The organism is Acetobacter thailandicus (assembly GCF_011516655.1).
Taxonomy (GTDB): Bacteria; Pseudomonadota; Alphaproteobacteria; order Acetobacterales; family Acetobacteraceae; genus Acetobacter; species Acetobacter thailandicus.
This window is the reverse complement of record NZ_WOSV01000005.1, coordinates 131,547-157,534: the sequence shown is the minus strand read 5'-3', so window position 1 is coordinate 157,534 and position 25,988 is coordinate 131,547. Positions and strand designations below refer to the sequence as shown.

At 50.0% G+C, this 25,988-nt stretch carries 20 protein-coding genes; 11 read left to right on the top strand and 9 right to left on the bottom strand.

Annotation, left to right across the window (positions count from 1 at the left end; translation table 11 throughout):
* The first annotated feature begins 29 nt into the window (after nucleotides 1-29).
* From GOB58_RS13280 to msrA, 3 genes are all read left to right on the top strand, one after another.
* On the top strand, nucleotides 30-1,208 hold the full coding sequence (locus GOB58_RS13280) for a DUF2497 domain-containing protein (RefSeq protein ID WP_338421274.1): 1,179 nt from the start codon (nucleotides 30-32) through the stop codon (nucleotides 1,206-1,208).
* A 123-nt stretch (nucleotides 1,209-1,331) separates the two neighbouring features.
* The gene (locus tag GOB58_RS08620; protein ID WP_173559921.1) at nucleotides 1,332-4,031 is read left to right on the top strand and encodes a valine--tRNA ligase; all 2,700 of its coding nucleotides are present in this window, start codon (nucleotides 1,332-1,334) and stop codon (nucleotides 4,029-4,031) included.
* Between the two features lie 62 nt (nucleotides 4,032-4,093).
* Nucleotides 4,094-4,630 (top strand): peptide-methionine (S)-S-oxide reductase MsrA, encoded by a 537-nt coding sequence (msrA, locus tag GOB58_RS08615; RefSeq protein ID WP_173559920.1) that lies wholly within the window; start codon nucleotides 4,094-4,096, stop codon nucleotides 4,628-4,630.
* Between the two features lie 15 nt (nucleotides 4,631-4,645).
* On the opposite strand, the gene GOB58_RS08610 is transcribed toward msrA, so the two are convergent.
* The 5 genes from GOB58_RS08610 to GOB58_RS08590 are packed head-to-tail and all read right to left on the bottom strand — an operon-like array spanning nucleotide 4,646 to nucleotide 10,297.
* Entirely contained in the window at nucleotides 4,646-6,004 is a 1,359-nt protein-coding gene (locus GOB58_RS08610; protein ID WP_086635313.1) for an ABC transporter ATP-binding protein, read from the bottom strand.
* A 16-nt stretch (nucleotides 6,005-6,020) separates the two neighbouring features.
* Nucleotides 6,021-7,778: an ABC transporter permease family protein gene (locus GOB58_RS08605; RefSeq protein WP_173559919.1), complete on the bottom strand. Its 1,758-nt coding sequence runs from the start codon at nucleotides 7,776-7,778 to the stop codon at nucleotides 6,021-6,023.
* Nucleotides 7,775-8,254 carry a dUTP diphosphatase gene (gene dut, locus GOB58_RS08600; protein ID WP_173559918.1) on the bottom strand — a complete coding sequence of 160 codons (480 nt, stop codon included), beginning with the start codon at nucleotides 8,252-8,254 and terminating at the stop codon, nucleotides 7,775-7,777. Before dut ends, GOB58_RS08605 begins: the two co-directional genes overlap by 4 nt.
* A gap of 21 nt (nucleotides 8,255-8,275) precedes the next feature.
* The gene (gene coaBC, locus GOB58_RS08595) at nucleotides 8,276-9,511 is read right to left on the bottom strand and encodes a bifunctional phosphopantothenoylcysteine decarboxylase/phosphopantothenate--cysteine ligase CoaBC (protein ID WP_173559917.1); all 1,236 of its coding nucleotides are present in this window, start codon (nucleotides 9,509-9,511) and stop codon (nucleotides 8,276-8,278) included.
* 3 nt (nucleotides 9,512-9,514) lie between these two features.
* Nucleotides 9,515-10,297: a class I SAM-dependent methyltransferase gene (locus GOB58_RS08590; RefSeq protein ID WP_086554075.1), complete on the bottom strand. Its 783-nt coding sequence runs from the start codon at nucleotides 10,295-10,297 to the stop codon at nucleotides 9,515-9,517.
* A gap of 29 nt (nucleotides 10,298-10,326) precedes the next feature.
* On the opposite strand from GOB58_RS08590, the gene mutM reads away from it, so the two are divergent.
* From mutM to gyrB, 6 genes are all read left to right on the top strand, one after another.
* A complete protein-coding gene (gene mutM, locus GOB58_RS08585; RefSeq protein ID WP_173559916.1) occupies nucleotides 10,327-11,196 on the top strand; it encodes a bifunctional DNA-formamidopyrimidine glycosylase/DNA-(apurinic or apyrimidinic site) lyase in 870 nt (289 codons plus the stop codon).
* A gap of 99 nt (nucleotides 11,197-11,295) precedes the next feature.
* Nucleotides 11,296-11,565, top strand: coding sequence for a 30S ribosomal protein S20 (gene rpsT / locus GOB58_RS08580; protein WP_086554081.1), 270 nt, complete (start codon nucleotides 11,296-11,298; stop codon nucleotides 11,563-11,565).
* Between the two features lie 336 nt (nucleotides 11,566-11,901).
* A complete protein-coding gene (dnaA, locus tag GOB58_RS08575; protein WP_086554073.1) occupies nucleotides 11,902-13,350 on the top strand; it encodes a chromosomal replication initiator protein DnaA in 1,449 nt (482 codons plus the stop codon).
* Between the two features lie 120 nt (nucleotides 13,351-13,470).
* The gene (dnaN, locus tag GOB58_RS08570; protein WP_086554072.1) at nucleotides 13,471-14,595 is read left to right on the top strand and encodes a DNA polymerase III subunit beta; all 1,125 of its coding nucleotides are present in this window, start codon (nucleotides 13,471-13,473) and stop codon (nucleotides 14,593-14,595) included.
* A gap of 62 nt (nucleotides 14,596-14,657) precedes the next feature.
* Nucleotides 14,658-15,767 carry a DNA replication/repair protein RecF gene (gene recF, locus GOB58_RS08565; RefSeq protein ID WP_173559915.1) on the top strand — a complete coding sequence of 370 codons (1,110 nt, stop codon included), beginning with the start codon at nucleotides 14,658-14,660 and terminating at the stop codon, nucleotides 15,765-15,767.
* 105 nt (nucleotides 15,768-15,872) lie between these two features.
* Nucleotides 15,873-18,314 carry a DNA topoisomerase (ATP-hydrolyzing) subunit B gene (gene gyrB / locus GOB58_RS08560; protein WP_173559914.1) on the top strand — a complete coding sequence of 814 codons (2,442 nt, stop codon included), beginning with the start codon at nucleotides 15,873-15,875 and terminating at the stop codon, nucleotides 18,312-18,314.
* Between the two features lie 261 nt (nucleotides 18,315-18,575).
* On the opposite strand, the gene kdsA is transcribed toward gyrB, so the two are convergent.
* The 4 genes from kdsA to tpiA all read right to left on the bottom strand — a co-directional run bounded on the left by kdsA (nucleotide 18,576) and on the right by tpiA (nucleotide 22,296).
* Complete coding sequence (gene kdsA, locus GOB58_RS08555) at nucleotides 18,576-19,412, bottom strand: 3-deoxy-8-phosphooctulonate synthase (protein WP_086554070.1); 837 nt, start codon at nucleotides 19,410-19,412, stop codon at nucleotides 18,576-18,578.
* Nucleotides 19,412-21,043: a CTP synthase gene (locus GOB58_RS08550; protein ID WP_086554069.1), complete on the bottom strand. Its 1,632-nt coding sequence runs from the start codon at nucleotides 21,041-21,043 to the stop codon at nucleotides 19,412-19,414. The genes kdsA and GOB58_RS08550 overlap by 1 nt, the downstream gene beginning before the upstream one ends.
* Nucleotides 21,044-21,163: 120 nt before the next feature.
* Nucleotides 21,164-21,529 carry a preprotein translocase subunit SecG gene (secG, locus tag GOB58_RS08545; protein ID WP_086635320.1) on the bottom strand — a complete coding sequence of 122 codons (366 nt, stop codon included), beginning with the start codon at nucleotides 21,527-21,529 and terminating at the stop codon, nucleotides 21,164-21,166.
* A gap of 26 nt (nucleotides 21,530-21,555) precedes the next feature.
* Nucleotides 21,556-22,296, bottom strand: coding sequence for a triose-phosphate isomerase (gene tpiA / locus GOB58_RS08540; RefSeq protein WP_086554067.1), 741 nt, complete (start codon nucleotides 22,294-22,296; stop codon nucleotides 21,556-21,558).
* A 215-nt stretch (nucleotides 22,297-22,511) separates the two neighbouring features.
* On the opposite strand from tpiA, the gene GOB58_RS08535 reads away from it, so the two are divergent.
* Entirely contained in the window at nucleotides 22,512-24,428 is a 1,917-nt protein-coding gene (locus GOB58_RS08535) for a peptidylprolyl isomerase (RefSeq protein ID WP_173559913.1), read from the top strand.
* Between the two features lie 5 nt (nucleotides 24,429-24,433).
* The gene (gene trpE / locus GOB58_RS08530) at nucleotides 24,434-25,969 is read left to right on the top strand and encodes an anthranilate synthase component I (RefSeq protein WP_407651746.1); all 1,536 of its coding nucleotides are present in this window, start codon (nucleotides 24,434-24,436) and stop codon (nucleotides 25,967-25,969) included.
* Nucleotides 25,970-25,988 lie beyond the last annotated feature (19 nt).

Sequence of the window (25,988 nt, the reverse complement as noted above, 5' to 3'; positions counted from 1 at the left end):
CTCACAGACGTTGGCCAAAGGATTTGACCGTGACTTCATCTCCCTCCGATGAAACCAAGACGCCTATTGAAGATATTTTAGCTTCTATCAGAAATAAATTAAAAGAAGAGCGACCTGAATTTTTAGAGTCTCCCCTCTTACACACAGGGCTTTATGAAGATGAGGAAGACCTCGTCCTCACGCCAGAACTGACTGCGGAAAAAGAGGAAGGAGACCTCGTCCTCACGCCAGAACTGACTGCGGAGAAAGAGGAAGGAGATCTCGTCCTCACGCCAGAGCTGACCGCGGAAAAAGAGGAAGGCGACCTTATCCTCACGCCAGAGCTGACCGCGGAAAAAGAGGAAGGCGACCTTATCCTCACGCCAGAGCTGACCGCGGAAAAAGAGGAAGACCTCGTCCTCACACCAGAACTGACTGCGGAGAAAGAGGAAGACCTCGTCCTCACGCCAGAGCTGACCGCGGAAAAAGAGGAAGGCGACCTTATCCTCACGCCAGAGCTGACTGCGGAGAAAGAGGAAGAGGATTCTGCGGCCTCTTTAGCAAGTGTCATCAGGGAAGAGTTCGCAAAGTTATCACCAGAGGAAGCAAAGCCTGTTAATAGTGAACCCACTGAAAAACAGACAGAAGAACTCCGGCTGATTGATGAAGCTCCTCCGAGCATCCGTGAAATATTGCTTCAGCTCTATACTGAAAAGGCGTCTTTATCTGGACTGGAAAGTAAAAATACTATAGAAAATGAGGTTCATGAAGATCGGGCTCATACCAGCAGCAATGCTGACGAACGCGATCATAATATAGCTCAGGATTATAATGTAGTGCGGGACGATACAGGACAAAACTCTTTGCCTGAAAATGCTGTTCAGGAAAATACTGCAAGCGCTCTCTCTGTCTCTAAGCCACGAAATGTCAGTAAGGGCGGGGAAGAAGAGGGTGACTATGGTTCTCTGTCTATTCCGCTCAATGTTGAGACTATTGCAGATACTGACAGTTCGTTCGCTATTCTGCAAAAGACCCTTCAGGAAAAATATCTGCATGAACATGAGGAGAGAAGAGTGGCTGTGAATAATCAAGGTTCTCTGACAATTGAAGATATCGTACGTCAGGAAGTCCGGGTAATGCTCAAAAAATGGCTGGATGCTAATCTGGCCGGTATCGTTCAGGATTCTGTTAAAAAAGAAGTTGAGCGTCTCTCTCAGCGTAATCCCTGAGATTCATCTCCTCTGCATTGATATAACTGTATACGCTATTATAACATGCAGTTGTGAAACTCTCTCCTTAAAGGCGGAAGGCATTTTCATGCCTTCCGCTTTTTTCATGTGGCCTGGTTAATTATGACACTCAGCAAAACCTTTGATCCTACCTCAACAGAAAAACGTCTTTATGCCCTGTGGGAGCACAATAAGGCTTTTTCTGCCAACCCTGAAAACACGCAGAAACCACCTTTCAGCATTATGATCCCGCCGCCCAACGTCACAGGCACGTTGCATATGGGACATGCTTTAACCATGACCTTGCAGGACACGCTGATACGCTGGAAACGCATGCAGGGGTTTGACGCGCTCTGGCAACCCGGGACTGATCATGCCGGCATTGCAACACAGATGGTAGTTGAACGCTCTCTGTCCAGTGAGGGGCTTTCGCGTCAGTCAATGGGACGCGAAGCTTTTACCAAACGGGTCTGGCAGTGGAAGGAAGAGTCTGGCGGAGGCATTACAAAGCAGCTCAGACGCCTGGGGGCATCGCTGGACTGGCCACGTGAGCGCTTTACAATGGATGAAGGCCTGTCACGGGCCGTGAAAGAAGTCTTCGTCGCTCTCTATAATCAGAAACTTATTTACCGCGATAACCGCCTGGTGAACTGGGACCCGGTCTTTAAATCAGCGATCTCTGACCTGGAAGTAGAGAACAAAGAGGTTAATGGTTCGTTATGGTATATTCGTTATCCTGTTGACGGGCTGATAGATACCACCCTGACAGTTGCAACGACACGCCCTGAGACCATGCTGGGTGACGTTGCTGTTGCCGTAAACCCTGAAGATGAACGCTATCGCCATCTTGTCGGCAAACAGGTACGCCTGCCTTTAACCGGTCGTCTGGTCCCGGTTGTTGCTGATGCCTATTCTGATCCTGAGAAAGGAACAGGCGCCGTTAAAATCACACCTGCACATGATTTTAATGACTTTGAGGTCGGGCAGCGCCACCAGCTCCCGATGATATCGGTACTTGATGCAGAAGCACGCATCACCCTGGATGAAATTAAAGAAGATCTTCAGGCTGTTGCTGGCCTGGCTGACCCGGCCTTTGTAAACGGCCTGAACGGCCTCTCACGCGAAGACGCGCGTAAAGCCATTGTTGCAGAGCTGGACTCCCTCGGCTACCTGGAAAAAATCGAACCTCACAGACACCAGGTTCCACACGCTGAGCGTGGTGGCGCAGTGATTGAGCCTTTCCTGACCACTCAGTGGTATTGTGATGCGGCAAAGCTTGCTGGCCCAGCTGTTGAAGCTGTTGAAGACGGACGTATTACGTTTATCCCGAAACAGTGGGAAAATACCTTCTTTGCATGGATGCGTGATATTCAGCCCTGGTGTATTTCACGCCAGTTGTGGTGGGGGCATCGTATTCCGGCCTGGTATGGCCCCGATGGTCATGTGTTTGTTGCTCATGATGAAGCTGAAGCACAAACTCAGGCTGATAAACATTATGGCTGTGCCGTTGCCCTGACACAGGATGAAGACGTACTCGACACGTGGTTCTCTTCTGGTCTGTGGCCTTTTTCAACGCTTGGCTGGCCTGACAAAACGCCTGAACTTGAACGCTATTACCCAACAAGCGTGCTCGTAACCGGCTTTGACATCATTTTCTTCTGGGTTGCCAGAATGATTATGATGGGACAGCACTTCATGAATGATGTGCCGTTTAAAGATATTTTCATTCATGGCCTTGTTCGTGATGAGCGCGGACAGAAAATGTCTAAAAGCAAGGGCAACGGTATCGACCCCCTGGAGCTTATTGATGATTATGGTGCAGATGCCCTGCGCTTCACCATCTGCTCACTGACCGGGGTAGGGCGGGATGTAAAACTTGGCCGTAAAAAGGTCGAGGATTACCGCACGTTTGTAACCAAACTCTGGAATGCCGCACGCTTTTGCGAGATGAACGAAATTCGTGCGGTTGAAGGCTTTAAGCCCGAAACAGTTCAGTCTGCTCTGGGTATCTGGCTGTTGTCAGAAACATCAAAGGCGGTGGAAGACGCAACAAAGGCGCTCGAATCCTATCGCTTTGATGAATACGCTCTGACCTGTTACCGCTTTGTCAGAGGTTGCTTCTGTGACTGGTTCCTTGAGCTCGCTAAGCCTGTTTTCGCTTCAGAAAATCAGGATGAAGCCAGAGAGATCCGTCATGTAGCGGCTCATGTTCTCGGACAAATTCTTCGTCTTCTCCAGCCGGTTATGCCTTTTGTTACCGATGATCTGTGGCATGCCTTTGGCTTTGGTGAGGAGGGGTCTTTAATTTCTCAGTCCTGGCCTGAACCTGTTCAGTTATCTCAGACAGATAATGCCCGGGCAGAATGTGAACAGATGATCAGGTTAATTTCTGAAATTCGTGCGGTACGTTCTGAAATGAACATCCCGCCCTCACAAAAAGTGCCTGTCTTCCTTAAAGATGCCAGCACTGAGATTACAGAACGGGCACAACGCTGGCAGGAGGCCATTGGTCGCCTGGCCCGCGTCTCTGAGATTGATATTCTCGAAGGTGAGCTGCCTCAGGGCTGCGCGCAGGCTATTCTTGAAGAGGCAACTCTGGTTTTACCTCTTGAAGGTATTATCGACCTGTCGACCGAAAGAAAACGCCTGCAAAAAGAGCTGACCAAAGCCGAAGAGGAAGAGGCCAAAACGGTCAAAAAACTCTCCAACGAAAACTTCATTGCCCGTGCTAACCCTGAAGTCGTGCAGGAGATGAAGGACCGTCTGGCCACGCAGAAGGAAGAATGCGCACGCCTTAAAACCGCTCTGGCGCGTATTATCTAAGATATATAAAGCATATGCAGAGCCTTCACTCTGCATATGCTTCAGCAACCGGAGTATCTTATATGTCTGATCCTGTTTATGCCGTTCTGGGGGGCGGGTGTTTCTGGTGTCTTGATGCTGTGTTGCGCGATATGAAGGGTGTAAAGTCTGTCATTCCTGGTTATGCGGGCGGGCATACTACAAACCCTACATATGAGCAGGTCTGCACAGACACGACGGGACATGCAGAAGTTGTAAAAGTTATCTTTGACCCCGAGATCATGAGCTACGATGATCTGCTCAGAATTTTCTTTACCCTGCATAATCCAACAACACTCAACCGGCAGGGAGATGATATCGGCACGCAGTACCGCTCATGCATTTTCTATACAAATGATGTGCAGCAGCAATCTGCTCTGACAATTAAAAAAGAAATCGAAGAGGCTGATATCTGGGGTAACCCTCTGGTCACAGAAATTGCGCCTCTGAGCACGTTCTGGCCGGCAGAGGAAAAACACCTCAACTATTACAATAATAATCCACAAACCGGTTATTGCGCTGCTGTCATTGCGCCAAAAGTTGTTAAAATGAGAAAGCTGTTCGCAGAACGGTACCGGTAATATCCGGAAGGAAGGTTAATCTCCTTCCTTCTCATCCGTATAAAAACGATTACTTTCTTCATCATAATCAAAAAGCTCAGCAAAGCGGGTCCAGCCGATCAGCGTGTGTAAAGTCTGCCGGGCATAGTCCGGCGACATACCGGCTTCCAGCTCGCTGAGAAAGCGTGTTGCATCTGCGCTGTGTGACGGACGTTCATCAAGAACAGCTCTGATTGTTTTAATCAGAGGCACATTATGAATAAGCGCATAGCCCATAATAGCCTTACGCTCTTCATGGTCACTCAGTACAAAATGCACCCCTTCATCTGTCAGAAAAATATCGCCATCTTCAAGCTCTGCAAGTCCCAGCAGCTCAAGAGATTCACCAAGAGGGAAAAGATCATCAAGCTCAAGCTGTAATTTTTCTGCCAGCACGGGCAGATCAGCGCGGCCATTCAGGGGGGCGGCGGCGAGGGCTTCCATCATACCTGTCATCATAGCGACTGAAACCGGCGGTAAAGTCAGAACCGATGGCGCAGGTGCAGACGGTGGTTTAGGCATTATTGAGATATCAGCCTCTGAAATAACAGGGGCGCGTTGCGTCATGAGCGCATAAATATGATCAACTATCCCTCTGAATTCCTGGTCTTCTCTGCTGCGCGGATGAGAAAGCGTTACAGGCAGAATATGCGCCACACGACCCGGGTTAGACGAAAACACCACGATACGATCACATATCAGCACAGCTTCTTCGATATTATGTGTCACCATCATCAGAGACTTAACCGGGAGCTTATCCTCGTTCCATAACTCCACAAAATCAGTTCGAAGATTTTCGGCAGTCAAAATATCCAGATCAGAAAAAGGTTCATCCATACAAATCAGCTCAGGCCTGATAGCCAGCGCACGGGCCATACCAACACGCTGTTTCATGTCAGGGGCAAGTTCTTTGGGCCAGGCATTTTCATAACCTCCCAGGCCCATAAGTTCTATGGCTGCGGTTACCTGCGTTTCTTTATCTGTTTTTGAAAGTTTCTGCCCTTTCAGGCCAAGTGCAATATTTTCTTTGACGGTCATCCAGGGGAAGAGGGCAAAAGACTGAAACACCATTGCCACATCTGGCCTGTTTTTTTCGAGCTGGCGTTTCTCATTCCAGACAACTTCTCCTGAAGAGGGAGAAATAAGCCCTGCCATGATGCGAAGAAAACTTGATTTCCCTGATCCTGCACGCCCCAGAAGACCGACTATTTCACCCTCGTAAATATCGAGTGTCACATCATCAAGAACCTGCAAATCAACAGCACTATCTTTATGATAGACCTGTGAGACAGTACGGCTGCTCACCAGGACTGTTTTTGTCTCTGATATCTGGTCATTTTCAGATGAATAAGACATTCTGCAGGCAGTTCCGTCAGTTGATTTTCAGAGTACGATAGACATAACTGATCAGTGGTCGCCATAACAGAAAATTAACTGCCATGGCACAAAAGACCATCATCACTATTCCCAGCATTAAACAAGATACAGAGCGCGCCTGAAAAGCCTCTGCCAGATAAGACCCCACACCATAAACAAAAAATTCTGATGTATGCCCCGGCAGCCATTCAGCCGCCACAACGACGCACCATGATCTGGCTGCGGCTTCTGCCAGACCAGATAAAAAACCCGGGATGATGTATGGCAGAATGATAGTACGAATCAGAAAAAAACCACGCGTATGGAAAGTCTGAATCACATCTGAAAAACTATCTGGAAAAGCCATCATACGATGGACAACATGCAGCAGGATGCTCCACTGCGCGCCCGCGATCAGCAGAAAAAAACACCAGCTTTCAGGCAGAAAAGAGCCAGACCAGTACAAAGCCGGGACAAAGCAACACAATATAACAACAGGGAAAAATGATAAATAACCTGCTGTTTTTAAAATAAATTCTCTTCTTTTTGCATGCAGCGCAAGCCATATACCAAACGGAAGCCAGAGCAATGATGCAAAAAACAGCACACAGCCAATGCGCAGAAGTGTCATGACACAGCGGCACAAAACATCCAGATACTGAGTAAACTGATACAGGTGGAAGCTTACTGTAAACAGAGTAAAGCATATAACAATCGGAAGCGTGACAAAGCTTATAAAAAACAATGTTGAAAGCTGCATTTTCTTCAGAAAAATATTTTTCTTAGAAAAACAACGATAAAAATATTCGGAAAATAGTCTGAGGCATTTTTCATAGAACGAATTAAAATTTAATTTTCTTTTATTTACAGGGAGATAACTCTCTTCAAAAGAAATGAACTCAGCACCATCTTCATGAATATCCGCTCTATAATCATCAGCATAGTAGCGTGCGACCCAGCCATTAAGAGGGCGAAGCAGGATATACTCACTCCCTGCCATCAGCAGAATAATAGCAACCAGAACACACAATGCGGGCAGAAGGTTTCCCTGAAATACAGCTGAAGCAGCATAAGAACCTAACCCGGGTAAGCTGCTTTCATTATGATTCACACTGATAATCTCAGCATATAAAATCACAATAAAACCACCGGCCAATGCATTTCTTAAATCATGCAGAAACCCGGGAATAACTTTTGGCCAGTCAAGTATCAGAAGTTTCTGCCATGCAGTTAATTTAAAGCATCGTGTTACTTCACTCAGTTCTGATGGGATATTTTTAAGGGCATAACAAATATTTTCAGCACTTTTCTGAGCCATGGAAAAAACTGCGGAGAAAAGTACGGCGCCTTCCAGCAGGAATGTCACGCCTGGTGCGTATGCCCCAACAAGCAACATGGTCAGAAGTAATATACTGAGGGAAGGGACGAACCTTGTTACACCCAGGAGAGGCGGTAAAAAGCGTTCTCCAAACCTGGTTTTTGTCGCAGCAAAACCGTAACACACGGCAACGCAAAAAGATAAAATAACAGCCGAGATCAGGCGCGCCACAGTGAAGAGCGCGCACAGAAAGAACTCTCCCGGTGAGTTGATTATAAAGTATTTTTTTTCAAAAAAGCCGGGGGACGTAAGCCCTGAAATATAGTGCCCCCCCAGCAGCAGCAAACCAGACAAACAAACAAAAACAGTAAACTCTACGCTCTTATAAAGTCCGCTTTCCTGTCGGATACGGTGCACCGCATAAGAAAATGTAGTGTCTGTTTGTCCTGCTTTCATGCCGACGTTGTTCCGGTACTGCCAAAACCACCTGCACCACGCTCTGTCTGCTCCACAATCTTTTCCTCATGCCACTGCACGCACATAACCGGTGCCACAACAGCCTGAGCAATACGGGTGCCACGCTCAACGATATAAGGTTTCTGCCCCATATTCATCATAATAATCCCAATTTCACCCCGGTAATCCTGATCAATGGTACCTGGTGAATTAGGCAGGACAAGACCATGCTTCAACGCAAGACCTGAACGGGGTCTTACCTGCATCTCGTATCCGGCAGGGAGAGCCACCTTAAGGCCTGTGGGAATCAGGACCCGTTCACCAGGCTGAAGCACCACATCTTTTTCCACGGCGGCAAGAAGATCCAGTCCGGCAGCACCAGAAGTCGCGTAGCCTGGGAGCGGGAGGTCCTGCGCATGAGGCAGACGTTCAATCTGCACAGTCAGAGCATGCACAACCGGGGATAAACTTGACATATTTTTTTTCCAGAACGCGAATTATAAAAAACGAGAAAACCAGTCAGCGATCGCCACGGCCAGTTTACGGGCGACCTCTGTTTTTGAGAGTCTGGGCCAGGCGTCAGAAGTCTGAGACGTAATCAGCATAACTTCATTTTCACTTCCGCCCATGACATCAGAATTTGCACCAACGTTATTGGCAACAATCCAGTCACATTGTTTACGTTTTAACTTTGCCTGAGCGTATTGCGCGACGTTTTCGGTTTCAGCGGCAAACCCGACAACCAGCTGAGGCCGGATAGGAGAGGACTGAGATAACTCAGCCAGAATGTCAGGGTTCGCGGTCAGGGCAAGCGGAGGCGGGACATCATTACGTGATTGTTTTTTAAGCTTTTGTGTCGCCTGCGCAGCAGGGCGCCAGTCAGCTACAGCGGCTGTACAAACGGCAATATCCTGCTGTTTCAAAGCATGAACTGCTGCCTGCATATCACGTGCAGTTTCGCATCTGATCACCGCCATGCCCGCCGGGTTACGCAGCTGTGTGGGGCCACTCACCAGTGTTACATCAGCCCCTAAATCAGCAAGAGCTTCAGCAATAGCATACCCCTGCAAGCCTGAAGAACGGTTTGCAATATATCTCACAGGGTCAAGCGGTTCATGGGTTGGCCCGGCGGTAACCAGAGCGCGCCTGCCAGCCAGCGGAGCACGACCCTCACGCAATTTCTGCCTGAAAAACCCTACGACAGTATCACTGATATCCGCAGGTTCTGCCATACGCCCTGGACCAGACTCACCACAGGCCATCACACCATCAACAGGAGCAATAAGCTGTACACCACGCTGCCGGAGCAACGTAACATTAGCCTGTGTCGCTGCGTGCTCCCACATACGCACATTCATTGCCGGTGCAACCATGACAGGCGTATCAGTCGCCAGCAAAAGCGTACTGGCTATATCATCTGCCAGGCCATGTGCCATTTTTGCAAGAAAATCGGCAGAGGCAGGACACACAAGCACGAGATCAGCAGAGCGGGAGAGGGCGATATGCCCCATCTCCTGCTCGGCGGTCAGAGAGAAAAGGTCGGTATGCACCCTCTCTCCGCTGAGTGCCTGTAATGTAAGAGGCGTTACAAACTCAGCCCCGCCTTTTGTCAGTACACAGCGCACTGCTATGCCCGCAGCTCTTAGCATCCTGATCAGCTCAGGCGCTTTAAAAGCCGCTATACTGCCGGTAACAACCAGCAGAACAGAACGCACAGGCGGGATCTGGCTCATATCTTACAGACGCCAGCCTGAATGAATAGCCGCGATGCCGCCTGAGAGAGACTGATATTTAACATTCGACAAGCCAGCCTCACGGAACATCTCCGCCAGAGTTTCCTGGTCAGGGAACATTCTGATGCTTTCTGCCAGATACTGATAGCTTTCGCGATCTTTCGCTACGAGCCCGCCCATCACAGGCAGCACTTTAAAAGACCAGGCATCATAGACGGGCGCGAGAGCCGCGACCTGAACACGGGAAAATTCAAGGCACTGAAACTTACCGCCGGGACGAAGAACACGACGTGCTTCGCGGATAACAGCCATTTTATCGGTACAATTTCTCAGCCCGAACGCGATCGTGACGCGGTCGACAGACATATCTTTAAGCGGAATAGCCTCAGCATCGACCACACAAAAAGACAGGTTGGACACCAGACCTTTTTCAATAGCCCGGTCACGCCCGACTGAAAGCATGCTGGCATTAATATCCGTCATAATAGCGGGGCCACCACCACTGCGCATCCACCCGAAGGTAATGTCACCTGTGCCACCAGCCAGATCAAGCAGCTTAAGGCCTGGCGCCGGAGCTAGTTCGGTAATGAAAATACGTTTCCAGACACGATGAATGCCCAGAGACATTAAATCGTTCATTACGTCATATTTGCTCGCCACACTGTCAAAAACAGCACGCACAAGCGGCTTTTTCTCTTCTTTGGGAACAGAACGAAATCCGAAATCCGTCTCCTCAGCGCTTGCGTCATGAGAAGAAGAGGGGGGCATGGAGCTATTGTCGATCATGGCACCATTCTATACTCTGCTTTTTTGTCATGCCAGAGCTACCCGAAGTTGAAACTGTTATACGTGGAATGCAATCTGCTCTGCAGAATCGCATCATACAGACTGCCATCGTAAAGCGACACGACCTTAGACGGCAGATTCCTGCCGATTTTACCCGTCGCGTCAAAGGTAAAACTGTTAAAAATTTTCAGCGGCGCGGAAAATACATTCTCATAAGATTATCCGGTGACCTTACGATTATCATGCATCTGGGCATGTCAGGGCGTGTTACTCTCGATTCTCAGAGCCATGACGGAAAGCACGATCACGTTGTCTTTATAACAGACGATGATAAGGCCTGTGTTTTCACAGATCCGCGCCGTTTTGGTTTTGTCGACCTCATACACACAGCAGATGAAAAGCAATATTCTTCATTTCGCGCTATGGGGCCAGAACCACTTTCCTCTCAGTTTACGTGGCGAACACTTGCTGATGCTTTCAGAAATAAAAACTCACCTGTAAAAACTGCGCTCCTTGACCAGGGAAACGTTGCTGGTCTGGGCAATATTTACGTCTGCGAGGCTCTGTTTTATGCGGGCATTGACCCGCGCACGCCGGCGGGGAACCTGACAGCGCAGCAGCTGCGTCCTCTCGTTACGGCTATCCGCAAGGTTTTGAACGAAGCCATAGCCGCCGGCGGATCAAGCCTGAAAGATTATGTGCGTCCTGATGGGGGGCTTGGCTATTTCCAGCATGCATGGGCAGTGTATGGCAAAGCGGGTCAGCCATGCCCTGCCTGCCCTGGTGAAGAAGACTGCCCAGGCATACAACAGATTCAGCAAAGCGGCCGGTCGACGTTTTTTTGCTCTGAAAAGCAACATTTCTGCGAAAAAAGCTCTATTTCGCGTGATGAAGCTTGACGAGTGCCACACCTGTGGATTACAGCTCCGCTACTCTTTCTGGCTGGTCGGCCTGTCAGCCATCAGCTCCATTCTTTTATGCTGGACAACACGAAACTCATGGCAAATATTGCATCAGCCCGCAAACGTATCAGACAAACAGCAAAGCGCACTGCACGCAACACAGCTCGCAAATCTCGTATGCGTACTTTCATCAAGAAAGTTGAGCTCGCAATCACATCGGGCAACCAGGAAGAAGCACGCGAAGCTCTGCGTCTCGCTCAGCCTGAAATTCAGCGCGCTGCAAGCAAAGGTGTTGTTCACAGCAACCAGGCGTCTCGCAAAATTGCGCGCCTTTCTGCCCGCGTTAAAGCTCTTGCCACAGCCTGATTTTAAATTTTTTAAAATCAACGCAGTGAAGACTGAAAAAGCCGGATCATCCCGAGGATGATTCGGCTTTCTTTTTCAGGAAGGCATGCCCCCGGTCTCAACTATCACGAAACTGTCTTTTTTGTTGCTCGTGCACAGGCTCTGCGTTATCGTGAGCGGAGTGTTTAACGTTAAGTTGCAAAAACCCTTCTGACAGTTTTTGCCTCATCTTTTTCGGTGCAACACTCTGAAAAGAACCCGACTGATATGCCATCATGGTGTCTCGTCAGGGGCTGATATGCTTTTTCCGGGGCGTTTCCAAGGCCATTTATTTTGTTCAATCACCTGGGAGTGTAAATGAGTATCGGGGTGGACGATGACAAAAATACCCTTGCACCTGATGACGATGGTAAGGCTCTCGAAAAATCATGGCTGCGCATCTGCTCGCGCTTAAAGGGAGAAGTGGGCGAGGTTGAATATCATACCTGGCTGACAAAAATCGCGCTTGGCCCCGTTGATGGCAATGAAATTACGCTTCTGCTGCCAACACGATTCCTGCGTGACTGGGTCCGTAGTCAGTATGGTGACCGGCTTAGTGAGCTCTGGAACCAGGAAGTTTCCTCTATTCGTCATGTTGAGCTTCAGGTTGCCCGCCCTGGTGACCCGGCTGCTCCGGTCATTACCAGTGAGGTTGCGGCTGTATCAGCACCGACGCCGGCTCCGCTCTCTCCCGGCCTGCCAGCTGATGCTGACGATATCGGCCGCCTTGAAAATAAAAATGATATAGCCGCGACACTCGACACCCGTTTTTCTTTTGATAATTTTGTGGTCGGCAAACCAAATGAGTTTGCCTATGCCTGCGCACGCCGCGTTGCCGAAAAACCATCAAGCGTCGGTTTTAATCCGCTCTTTCTTTATGGTGGCGTTGGCTTGGGTAAAACACACCTGATGCACGCCATCGGTGCTGAACTGCTGCAAAGAGGCAATGTCTCTGTCGCTTATATGTCAGCCGAAAAATTTATGTATCGTTTTATCGCTGCGATCCGCTCTCAGTCGACGATGGAGTTTAAAGAGCAGCTCCGTTCAGTCGATGTGCTGATGATTGATGATCTCCAGTTCCTGATCGGGAAAGATAATACGCAGGAAGAGTTTTTTCATACATTCAATGCGCTGGTTGATGCCGGGCGTCAGATCATTGTCTCTGCCGATAAATCACCTTCTGATCTGTCAGGCCTTGAAGACAGGCTGCGCACGCGCCTTGGGTGCGGCATGGTGGCAGACATTCATGCCACGACCTTTGAGCTGCGCATTTCCATTCTTGAAGCCAAAGCTGCGGCATCAGGGGTCATTGTTCCGGCTAAGGTTCTTGAATTTCTTGCTCACAAGATTACGACCAATGTGCGTGAACTTGAAGGTGCGCTGAACCGTCTGATCGCACATGCAAACCTCTTTGGCCGCCCGGTTACGCTAGAAGCCACGCAGGATGTACTGCACGACATTCTTAAAGCACATGACCGGCGCGTGACGATTGAAGAAATTCAGAAAAAAGTATCAGAGCACTGGAATATCCGCCTCACAGATATGTCTTCCGCCCGCCGTGCCCGTGCAGTAGCACGCCCGCGGCAGGTTGCGATGTATCTGGCCAAACAGCTCACCAGCCGCTCTCTGCCAGAGATCGGACGGAAATTTGGCAATCGTGACCACACAACGGTCATGCATGCTGTGGCCCGCGTCGCAGAACTGATGGAACGTGATGCCGCTTTTGCTGAAGACGTTGAACTGATGCGCCGGATGCTTGAAAACTGATTTAAACTGATGCGCACTTTGTTTCTGGACCTCGTTGCAGAGCACTGTTAAACATCGTGGATAATTTTACTTCTCTGGCAGCATTAATGCTGAAGGGTCGTTCACAGAGACGAGGTATAAATGAAGTTTTCAGCTGAGCGGACAACATTGCTCAAGGCTTTGGCGCACATCCAGAGTGTAGCTGAAAAGCGTAATACTATCCCCATACTTGCCAACGTTCTGATACAGGCGCAGAAAGATCAGATCAGCCTTAAATCCACTGATATGGAAATTGAGGTTGTTGAGGTTATCCCTGCAAATGTTATGCAGGACGGAGCAACGACTGCTCCGGCCTCAGTGCTTTATGAAATCGTCAGAAAATTACCTGACAATGCAACGGTTGAGCTTGATCAGAGCGAAAACGAAGCCCCCCTCCACCTGAGAGCCGGACGATTCGCAACACGCCTGAATGTTCTGAGCGTTGATGACTTCCCATCTATGGGTGCAGGTGACTTTCCGTGCAGCTTTACGTTGCCTGTTGCAGCACTCAGGCAGCTTATCGACCGCACACGCTTTGCCATTTCAACGGAAGAAACACGCTATTACCTCAATGGCATCTTCTTTCATGCCATAACGGGTGAAGGCACGCCCGTGCTGCGTAGCGTTGCAACTGACGGCCATCGTCTTGCCCGCGCTGAAACCGCTCTGCCGGCTGGTGCAGAGGCAATGCCTGGTGTGATTATCCCACGCAAGACTGTTGCAGAACTCCGCAAACTGATTGATGAAGCACCGGAGGAAATCGGTGTTGCTCTGTCAGAAACCCGCATTCAGTTTTCTGTCGGGCCGGTAACCATCACTTCAAAGCTGATTGATGGTACATTCCCTGAATATGACCGTGTTATTCCCCGCAATAACACCCGTATTCTGCGTGTTGGCAAAAAGGACTTTGCTAACGCTGTGGCCCGTGTTGCAGCCATTAGTCAGGAACGCTCCAAGCCTGTTAAAATGATGCTTGAGCCAGGCCTGCTTACTCTCTCTGCCAGCAGCCCGGAGCAGGGTACAACCCGCGAAGAGCTGGACGATAAATACATCACCTTTGAGGAAGGTAACCTGGAAATTGGTTTCCAGGCGCGCTACCTTAATGACATCACCGATCAGGTAGAAAAAGACGTGGAGTTCGCGTTCTCTGACAGCGCATCTCCTACCATCGTGCGCGATGCTGACAGCCCGGAAGTGCTGTACGTTCTTATGCCTATGCGGGTCTGAGTTTTACACAGGCGTGGCTGAGCTGATCAACATCACATTCTTTGCGTGATCTGACAGTTTTTATGCCACGCCTTTTAAAACTCACCCTGACACTTTTCAGAAACTATCGCCATCTTACATGGCAGCCCGAGAATGCTCTCACCGTTCTGACCGGTGAAAATGGCAGCGGCAAAACGAATCTTCTCGAATCTCTGTCACTTTTTGCTCCGGGCAGGGGGCTACGCAGAGCTTCTTTGTCGCAGCTGGGGCATAATGAAACATCCGGCTGGGGTGTCGCTGCACGCTTTCAGCTTAATGATGAAATAATTGACCTTGGCACGGCTATCAGTGAGACCAGCAGGGGGCAACGTCGTAACTTCCTGCTTAATGGCAAGCCATTCCCTAAAAAAGAGGGGGTTGAAGATCTGCTGTCCGTCATCTGGATAACCCCCCAGATGGACAGACTGTTTAGCGAGAATGCTTCTGGCCGGAGGCGTTTTTTTGACCGCCTGGTCATGACTGTTCTTCCTGGCCATGCCCGTGAGCTGGCAGCTTATGAACGCGCCATGACACAGCGCAACAAGCTCCTGTTAACCCGCCCGACAGAGACAAGCTGGCTGAGCGGCCTTGAAAGCACAATGGCCCGGCACGGTGTCGCTATCAGTGCGGCACGTAACGAAATCGCTTATTATCTTTCATCGTTTGCACAGACACATAAATCAGCTTTTCCTGCCTCCCACGTCACTTTTGACTGTGACCTCAGTGAGCAAATTCAGAAAAAACCTGCGCTCACCGTAGAAGACTGGTTTAAAGAAAAATTAAACCTGAGCCGCAGTGAAGACCGGCAAAGGAGCCGCACCAGTATCGGGCCACATCGCAGTGACTTTATGCTTTCTGACTGGAAAACCGGCTTGCCAGCCCATACTGCAAGCACAGGCCAGCAAAAGGCTATGTTACTGGGCTTAACACTTGCGCAGACGGCACTGGTGAGAGAATACCGCAAGGCTTCGCCTTTACTGCTGCTTGATGAACCTCTTGTGCATCTTGATCGTTACAAACGCGAAGCACTGCTGGAATATTTGCCATCATTGCAAACGACAATTCTGCTTACAGGAACAGATTCCGCACCTTTTGAAAAAATTTCAGATATGGCCCGGTTTATCACCCTGAAAAATGGTTCTTTTCAGGTTTAAAAATAAGAAAACAAGCCCCTCTAATCTGGCGTCTCGCAGCCTGCCGTCGTATAAGATAGCAATGCAAGTTTTTTCACTCTTCCTCATCCGGAGTATCATATATTCATGACCGACAAAACTCAGTTTACGTCTGAAACCGGTGCGGAAGAAGAATACGGCGCTTCGTCTATTTCTGTCCTCAAAGGTCTTGATGCGGTCAGAAAACGCCCCGGCATGTATATTGGCGATACTGATGACGGCTCAGGTCTGCATCATATGGCTTTTGAAATCATCGATAACTCGATTGATGAGGCGCAGGCTGGTCATGCAACCTACTGCCTTGTCACCCTGAACGCTGATGGCAGCGTGAGTGTGCGTGATAACGGGCGCGGTATTCCGACCGATATGCATGAGGAAGAGGGGATCAGCGCAGCTGAGGTTGTTCTGACACGCCTTCATGCCGGCGGTAAGTTTAACCAGAACTCCTACAAAGTCTCAGGTGGACTACATGGGGTTGGTGCGGCCGTCGTTAATGCCCTCTCTGAAAAAATGGAAGTGCGCATCTGGCGTGGCGGGCAGGAGCACATTATCTGCTTCCGCCATGGTGAACGAGACGCTCCCCTCGCTGTTGTCGGCACATCGTCAGAAGAGCGTGGCACGCTTGTTACGTTTAAACCAAGTAGCGAGACGTTTCCTAAAACTGTTTTCGACTTCGCTATTCTTGAGCGGCGCCTGCGCGAGCTGGCATTCCTGAACTCAGGTTTGCAAATCACACTGCGTGACCACCGCACTGAAGAAAAACGTGAAGAAGTTTTTCATTTTGAAGGCGGCCTTGAAGCTTTCGTCTCCTGGCTGGATCGGGCACGTACCCCTCTGATTACACCACCCGTAAGCGGTGAAATCGAAAATGAAGACAGCGGCATTAAGGTGGAGTTTTCACTCTCCTGGAACGACAGCTACCACGAAACCATGCTGTGCTTCACCAACAACATTCCTCAGCGTGACGGCGGCTCGCATCTGGCTGGCTTCCGCCAGGCTCTGACCCGCGTTGTTGGTAAATATGCCGAAGGTATTATCAAAAAAGACTCTCTCTCTCTGACCGGTGATGACATGAGAGAAGGACTGACGGCCGTTCTCTCAGTTAAGGTGCCTGATCCTAAATTCTCCTCTCAGACAAAAGATAAGCTGGTCTCTTCAGAAGTGCAGCCTGTGGTGCACACGGTTGTTGCTGACATGCTTGGCCACTGGTTTGAAACACACCCTAAAGAGGCAAAAATTATTGTCTCTAAGGTGCTCGATGCTGCATCAGCCCGTGAGGCAGCCCGTAAAGCCCGTGAACTGACACGCCGCAAAGGGATCCTGGATATTTCTTCGCTGCCAGGAAAACTCGCAGATTGTCAGGAACGCGACGCCTCTAAAGCTGAAATATTTATCGTTGAGGGTGATTCCGCCGGTGGTACAGCAAAACAGGGCAGGGACAGACGTTTTCAGGCAATCCTGCCTCTAAAAGGTAAAATTCTCAACGTTGAGCGTGCGCGCTTTGACAGAATGCTCGGCTCACAGGAAGTTGGCACTCTGATTACCGCACTGGGTACAGGTATCGGACGCGGGGAAGTCGATCAGGGCGGGTTCTCTATCGACAAGCTTCGTTATCATCGCATCGTCATTATGACTGACGCTGACGTTGACGGCTCGCATATCCGTACATTGCTCCTGACCTTTTTCTTCCGGCAGATGCCTGAACTGATTGAACGAGGCTACCTGTATATTGCTCAGCCTCCTCTTTACCGGGCAAAGCGTGGCAATGAAGAGCATTATCTGAAAGATGATGCGGCTCTTGAAGCTTATCTGCTCGAAAAAGCGCTCAATAAAGCCACCTTTGTCTACAGCGATAAAGAAGAGCGCAGCGAAGAAGGGATTGAAGCAGACCTGCCATTTATCCAGCAGGCTACCCAGGCGATTAATCGTCTGGCAACACGCACACCACGCTGGATTATCGAACAGGCTGCTCTGGCAGGTATACTCACTGATTCACCAGCCACTCAGCGCGAAAGAGCTTCTGATCTTCAGGCCAGACTTGATGCCGCCTCAGCTGAAAATGAACGTGGCTGGTCTGTTGATATCAGTGAGACAGGCATTGAGCTTTCACGCAAAGTCAGAGGCGTAGGGGAAACTTACCGTATTGATCCCACAGCTCTTGCTGGTGGGGACAGCCGCTGGCTTACCTTACAGCTTGCGCGCCTGCAAAAGCAGTTTGGTACGGGTGTCACCCTGCGTTATGAAACGTCAGAGACAAAATTTGCTGGTCCGGCAGGGCTTTATGCACATCTTCTGGCACAGGGGCGGCGTGGTCTTGCCATTAACCGCTTCAAAGGTCTGGGCGAAATGAATAACGAGCAGCTGTGGGAAACCACTCTGGACCCGGCCATGCGTACTTTACTCCAGGTGAAAATCGGTGACGTTGAAGAAGCCGGGCAGGTCTTTACCACTCTGATGGGCGATGTTGTTGAACCACGCCGTGACTTCATTGTCGGTAATGCTCTCAGAGTGGCAAATCTCGACGTTTAATCTGACAGGCTAAGAGCATGCGTGACCCTGCGCGTGCTCTTAGCGGCCATAACACTTCATAATCATGTTATACGGAATAACAGTCAGGACTGATCAGGCTGCCTCTCGCTGCCTGACCATCTCTCTGGTTTTTATATTTTTGCAGATGACCTGACAAAACACAGGGTTTACAGCAAGATAGCTCGTAATACCGACACGTCATAAATATTAAAATCGAAGTATAAAAAACCCTCTGATTTTATAAACCAGAGGGTCTTAGTTTCAGATAAACTGTTTTACCAGGCTATCCAGTTGCCTGAACTGCTCAAAAAGCCTGGGGAGTGCTGAAATTGGCAGCATATTAGGACCATCGCTGGGAGCACGATCAGGGTCCTGGTGCACTTCAATAAACAATGAAGCGACACCTGTTGCCAGGGCCGCACGGGCCAGGATCGGAGCAAACTCTCTTTGTCCGCCAGATGAGGTGCCCTGACCACCAGGCTGCTGCACTGAATGGGTGGCATCAAAAACAACCGGGTAGCCAGTTTGTGCCATAATCGGCAGGCCACGCATGTCATTCACCAGTGTGTTATAACCAAAGCTGGTACCGCGCTCACACAGCATAATGCGCTTATTGCCTGTAGATGCAATTTTATGAGCAACGTGCTGCATATCCCAGGGAGCGAGAAACTGCCCTTTTTTCACGTTGACCACGGCACCGGTCTGTCCCGCTGCCAGCAACAGGTCTGTCTGACGACACAGGAAGGCGGGAATTTGCAACACATCAACAGCCTGTGCAGCAGGAGCACACTGCTCAGCAGTATGTACATCAGTCAGCACAGGTATCTGCAACGTCTCACGAATATCAGAGAGAATTTGCAGCCCCTCATTCATGCCAATGCCACGCTGCGCTGAAACACTGGTACGGTTGGCTTTATCGTATGAGCTTTTATAAATCAGCCCAAGCCCAAGAGCACCACAGATTTCCCTGAGAGCCTGCGCTGTTTCCTGAGCATGAGCTGCAGATTCTATCTGACATGGCCCGGCGATCAGCACAAAAGGCTGATCGTTGCCAATTTTCAGCTCACCGAGCTGAAAATTATGGGCTGAGTTACTCATTAACAAGCTTCTTTCTTCTGCAGGGCAGCGCCAACCAGACCTGAGAAAAGAGGGTGAGGTGCAAAAGGCCTTGATTTCAGCTCAGGGTGATACTGCACCGCCATAAACCAGGGGTGATCAGCATATTCAACAACTTCTGGCAAAATCCCATCGGGCGACAGACCTGAAAAAACCATTCCGGCTTTTTCAAGTTTTTCACGGTAGTGAATATTCACCTCGTAACGGTGACGATGGCGCTCGTTAATGGCCGTTGAACCATAAAGCTGTGCAATCTTTGACCCTGCGACTAACTGAGCCGGGTAAGAGCCCAGACGCATCGTGCCGCCAAGCTCTCCGCTTTCACTACGACGCAGACGTTCTTTGCCGCGTGCCCACTCAGTCATAATACCGACAAGAGGCTCCGGGGTGTGGCCAAATTCAGTTGATGACGCATCCGGCAGGCCTGCAAGATTACGGGCGCACTCAATAACAGCCATCTGCATCCCAAGGCAAATACCCAGGAATGGAATTTTATTTTCACGAGCATAACGGATAGCGGCAATTTTGCCCTCTGAACCGCGCTCACCAAAACCACCGGGGACCAGAATACCATCAGCCTGCGCCAGCTGTTCAAGGGCGGTGTCAGACTTTTCAAGCTTTTCAGCTTCAATCCAGTCCAGTTTCACCTTCGTGCGGTGGCTGATACCCCCATGAAGCAGCGCCTCATTGAGCGACTTATAGCTATCCAGCAGGGCGGTATACTTACCAACCACTGCAATACGCACTTCGCGTTCAGGGTGGCGAATAGCGTCTACAATTTTCTCCCAGCCGGAAAGGTCAGGTTCATCTTCAAATGGCAGACCAAAGTAACGCAGAACTTCGTTATCCATACCCTCAGCATGGTAGGAGAGGGGGCAGGCATAGATTGTATCAACGTCACGTGCAGCAATCACTGCTTCAGGTCTGACGTTACAGAAGTTCGCAATCTTGCTGCGTTCGCTTTCAGGAATAGGGCGGTCGCAACGACACAAGAGAATTTGTGGCTGCAGGCCAACATTCTGCAGTTCTTTAACAGAATGCTGGGTCGGCTTCGTTTTCAGCTCACCTGCTGAGGGGATCCATGGCAGCAAAGTAAGGTGGACAACCATTGTCTGGGCCATGCCCAGGTCATTACGAAGCTGACGGATCGATTCAAGGAAAGGCAGGCTTTCAATATCACCGACAGTACCGCCTATTTCAACCAGCACGAAGTCAAGATGGTCTGTATTAGCAACGACGATATTTTTAATCGCATCAGTAATATGCGGAATAACCTGAACAGTTCCACCAAGATAGTCACCGCGGCGCTCACGCGCGATCACATCAGAGTAAATTTTTCCGGTTGTTGTGTTGTCTTCCCGGGTCGCATTCACGCCGGTAAAGCGCTCATAATGGCCCAGATCAAGGTCAGTTTCGGCACCATCATCAGTGACAAAAACTTCACCATGCTGAAACGGGCTCATCGTACCAGGGTCGACGTTAAGATACGGGTCAAGTTTGCGTAAGCGAACTTTATACCCACGGGCCTGCAGCAATGCGGCAAGTGCAGCTGATGCTATTCCCTTACCAAGAGAGGAAACAACACCACCGGTAACAAATACAAAGCGAGTCATGGACAGACTTTCTACACGCACAAAGCAAAATGAGTAAAGACAGGCACAAAAAAAGGTTTTCTGTTTCCTGACAGAGCACTCTCAGCTGCCTGATACAGTATAGCGAGAGTGCTCCGGGGCTCAGTGTCCCGCCGCTGGCTGTGCAGCCTGGCCGACAGGAGCTGGCGCGGGCTTAGCCGGCGCTGAAACTGATGCGGGCGAAGCCGGTGCCGCAACAGGGGCTGGCTGTGCCAGAATATCATGACCATAACCACTGACTGAGCCACGGTTCAGTACAGCAAGAACCAGAGACAGCAGCATAAACAGACCGGCAAGTACGGCTGTGCTGCGGGTCAGCAGATTGGCAGTGCCACGACCTGACATGAACGCACCCATGCCCTGGCTGTTACCAATACCAAGCCCGCCGCCTTCACTGCGCTGAATAAGCACAACGCCAATAAGAGCGATGGTCACGCAAAAATGGAGAATCAGCAGGACTGTGGTCATATTGTCTTCCGAATAGAATATACTGCTCAGGATGCTGAAGCGGCATGAATAATAGATAAAAACGCATCAGGCTTCAGGCTTGCGCCGCCAACCAGTGCACCTGCTACCTCGGGAATGGACAGAATGGAAGCCGCATTTTCATTATTAACGGAACCGCCATACAGAATTCTGACTTTTTTTCCATTTTCAGCAAACTGACGCACCAGCTCCTGACGCAGAAAAACCATTGTCTCGGCTATTTCTTCTGTCGTTGCTGCGCGACCTGTCCCGATTGCCCAGATAGGCTCGTAAGCCAGTATACCTGAAAAATCATCCGGTAACGACCCTTTAATTTGCCAGCCAAGCACATCAAAATGATCACCACTTTCACGCTGATCTTCGGTCTCGCCAATACAGACAACAGGTGTCAGCCCGGCTTTTGCCGCTGCCACGGCTTTTTCTCTTACTGTTTCATCAAGTTCACCATGCCCCTGACGACGTTCAGAATGCCCCAGAATAACGTGTGACACGCCAAGATCTGTCAGCATCGCAGGGGAGATATCTCCTGTATAAGCGCCTGACGCCGCTTTATGGCAATCCTGAGCTCCAAGCCTGACTGAAGTGCCTTCAAGCTGTGATGCCGCCAGTGAGAGCTGCGTAAATGGCGGACAGATAACAACATCAGGACCTTCAGCCTTCACACCGCCCGAAATCGCCTGGACCAGCGCTTTCGAATCACGGGTCGTTCCGTTCATTTTCCAGTTGCCAACAATTATCTGTCTGCTCATATCAGCTTTCCTTATGCAGCGATTGCCACAACCTTCAAACAGGTGCAGCTCAGCTATATTGCCGCCTAAACCATATTTTTACCATACACAGTGAGCCATCTCCGTTTCATCTGAGAAGATGAAACGGTTGTATCTGGTCAAGAGTGTCCGGGCTGTTTATATTGCCACCTTCTGAGCGGCTTTCCAAACTCTGATTTTGTTACGGATTTTCATTTATGCTTTCATCCCTGCGTCGTATTTTTGTTGAGTCATGGCTGGGCCGCGTTATGGTCATTGGCGTGTTCCTCGCCTTTATTGGCTTTGGCGCAGGTAACATCATCAACTTTATGGGCACCGGGAATGATGTTGCTGCCAAAATAGGCAGTGACGAAATCACGACCATGAGTCTTGATGAACAGCTGAGAAAAAGCCTCCCCGATATTACAAAGCGGATTGGTGTCAGCAACCCTGCACAAATTCCGCCTTATGTCGGGCAGCAGGCCGCTTATCAGAGCCTGAATCAGCTTATTCAGCGTCAGGAACTTATTCTGGCCAGCCAGCATTCTGATATCAGGGTGCCTGATTCAGCTATTCGTGATGAAGTTTTTTCCGTGCCTGCATTTCATAATGCCGCAGGAACTTTTGACCGCACTCTGTTTAATGCTGTGCTGAGCAGCAATAACATGACAGAGCAGGGGTTTTTAAAGCTGGTACATAATGACCTTGCTATCCGCGCCGTTCTTCAGCCGGTAGAGCTGGGGGCTGGTTCTTCATCAACTGTTGCGCGCTACCTGGCGGATTACGGATTGCAGACACGGGTTGTTGATTTTTTGAGAATTCCTTTCTCTGATTTTCAGCCTCCTGCTCAGCCTTCAGAAGCAGTCCTGCATCGTTATTACAGCAATCACCCCTGGCTGTTTCAGCTTCCTGAGTATCGCCATGCCAGAATTGTTGTCATTTCGCCTGAAACGATAGCAAAAAGCATCACCGTTGAAGATAAATTGCTTCAGCGCGCCTATGACGGCCAGAAATCACATTATAATGTACCTGAAACCCGCGATGTTCAGATCATCACACTGAACAACCAGGATGAAGCTGCAAAACTTGCTGCAATGTGGAAAAACGGCACTGACTGGGTCGGTATGCAGGCGGCATCAAAAGGCAGTGCTTCGGTCGAAATGTCTGGTATCAGACCATCTGCCATTCCGTCAGAAGCACTCGCTAGTGCTATTTTTGCGTCCCCCGTTTCACAGATCGACGGTCCGGTGAAAACAGAAGCCGGCTGGGCGATTTTCAGGGTGCTGAAAATTATCCCTCCTAAAAACACATCCTTTGAACAGGCACGTGCTGAAATTCTTGAACAGTACCGCACCGCAAAGGCTCCTCAGCTGATAAGCGAACGCAGCCGTCAGCTTCAGGATGTTATTGCCAGCAATGGCCTTGATACTATTCCTTCTGATATCGGTGCCGTTGCTGCTGCCGGCAGCCTTGATGCTCAGGGCAATACACAGGATAAAGAGCCAGCCCCTCTCCCTGCATCGGGTAAATTACGCGCTGCCATTATTCAGAAAATTTTCTCTGTAAAAAAAGGAGAGCAGCCTAACCTGATCGAAGGGCCCGACAATAGCTGGTATGCCGTGCAGGTTGACGAGGTCACACCGGCCCGGCCCCGTACGTTTGAGCAGGCCCGCCAGGATGTGCTGAGCGCATGGCAGTCTGATATGATGCGACAGGCAGCCAATAAACATGCAACTGACGTTTATCTGGCAGCACAGCAGAAAGGTGGCGTTTCAGCTGCCTCAGATTCTCCTTCTGTCGTGAAAAATGCCTCTTTCTCACGCTCCGCACCAAACTCTGCCATCCCGCAGGATCTGATGGCACTGCTGATGCACATGAAAGCCGGGCAGTCTGCCATGACTGAGAATGATGACAGCTTTATCATCGCGACGGTTACAAAGGTTTATCAGCCTCAGTCAGACAAGAATGTCGTTGCTATGCAAAATATCAGACAAAGTCTGGCACGCAGCAATGCGGATGATCTTGCATCTTCTTATGTCAATGCTCTGGTCAAAAAGAGCCCTCCTCAGATCAACAATCAGGCCGTAGCAGCTGTTATTAACGCTCTTGGCTTTGGCGGAAATACACAACGATGAGTGTTATGACCCATATGCAGACCTCTCCCTCCCTGCAGGAGGTCAGAGCACGCTGGGATAATGGCCAGGCGAGTGTTGTGTTTTCTGTCGAGCCTGCCGACCTCCTTACGCCGGTCTCTGCTTATATACGCCTCAGGTCCCTCGATGCGACGTCGCAGCAGTATAGTCTGTTGCTTGAAAGTGTAGAGGGGGGGGCTGCCCGTGGTCGCTACTCTGTTATCGCTCTTAAACCTGATCTTGTCTGGACCTGCCATCAGGGCAAAGTTCTGCTTGACCGCGCACCGGAAGATGCAGACACCGCACCGGAACAGATTACCGAAGCTGCTCTGACCCATTTACGCAGCCTGATAAACGAAACTCAGCTTGATCTGCCCGATGGGCTCCCCCCCATGATAGCGGGTCTTTTTGGCTATCTCGGTTATGACATGGTGAGGCAGATGGAAAAGCTGCCGCACCCTCCTGAAGATGACCTCGATCTGCCCGAATCTGTTATGATTCGCCCCGGTTTATTTGCTGTTTTTGATACGGTCAGTGATGAGCTTATTCTTGCCGCACCAGTACGCCCGAAGACCGGGCAGAGCTGTGAAGACAGCTGGGAAAGCGCTCAGGCACTTCTGGCTCAGGCGCGTGCCTGCCTGAATGCCGGGTTACCTGAGGAAAGCATAACCCCGCCGGTTGCTGACTTTCAGCAGCCTGGATCAACCTTCACGAAAGAGCAGTTTTGTGGGGCTGTAAAACGTATCCAGGATTATATCAGGGCAGGGGACGCCTTTCAGGTTGTGCCGAGCCAGCGCTTTTCTACACCATTTACTCTGCCTTCTCTGAGTTTATATCGCAGCCTGAGGCGTATTAACCCTGCGCCCTTCCTGTTCCATCTTGATTTTGGTCGTTTTTCACTTGTCGGGTCTTCTCCGGAAATTCTGGTGCGGCTAAGCGAAGGAAAAATGACCGTTCGCCCTCTGGCAGGTACCCGCCCAAGAGGGAAAGATATTGAGGAAGATCGTCGCCTTGAGCAGGATCTGCTCAGCGATCAGAAAGAGCTGGCAGAGCACCTGATGCTCATCGACCTTGGGCGCAACGATGTCGGGCGCGTGTGCAAACCAGGCTCAGTAAAAGTCACAGAGCAGTTTGTCATTGAGCGTTTTAGCCACGTTATGCATATTTCTTCTAACGTTGAAGGCACGCTCTCTCCTGACCTTGATGCGCTTGATGCGCTGGTTGCAGCCTTTCCCGCAGGTACACTAACCGGCGCGCCCAAAATCCGCGCCATGGAAATTATTGACGAAGTCGAGCCAACCCGCCGTGCGACATATGCTGGTTGCATCGGCTATTTTGGTGCAGGTGGCGATATGGATACCTGTATCGGCCTGCGTATGGCTGTTGTAAAAGACGGCATGATGTACGTGCAGGCTGGCTGCGGTGTCGTGGCAGATAGTGTGCCTGATGCCGAATATGCCGAAACGCAACATAAGGCCCGTGCTGTTTTTAGGGCCGCTGAATCTGCCATTCTTCAGGCTCAGAAACTCTCATCTCCATCCTGAATTTGACCTCATCTCTGCA